This is a genomic window from Vibrio sp. 10N.222.46.A1, assembly GCF_041473595.1.
In the GTDB taxonomy this organism is placed as follows: Bacteria; Pseudomonadota; Gammaproteobacteria; order Enterobacterales; family Vibrionaceae; genus Vibrio; species Vibrio tasmaniensis_A.
The window spans coordinates 1-262 of sequence record NZ_JBFRSN010001208.1 but is presented as its reverse complement, the minus strand read 5'-3'; the positions used below and the strand labels follow the sequence as shown (position 1 = coordinate 262).

The 262-nt window shown below is 42.4% G+C and carries 1 pseudogene; it reads left to right on the top strand.

What is annotated here, in order from left to right:
• A pseudogene (locus AB4496_RS25245) lies at window positions 1-217 on the top strand (ABC-F family ATPase); the annotation flags it as partial.
• Window positions 218-262: the final 45 nt, after the last annotated feature.

Below are 262 nucleotides of genomic sequence, written 5' to 3'. Positions count from 1 at the left end.
ACCAACGAACCACATGGACATGGAAGCAATCCAAGCCCTGAACGACGCATTGAAGGTTTACACGGGGACGCTTATCTTTGTAAGCCATGACCGTGAGTTCGTTTCTTCGCTAGCAACACACATCATTGATGTAAAAGACCAACAATTAGTGAGCTTCCAAGGTACTTATGAAGAGTACTTGGATCATCAGAAAAAGATGCTGATGGTTAGCTTATAACAGTCTTAGTTGGTCTATAACCGTATTGGTTGACCTATAGTTGCA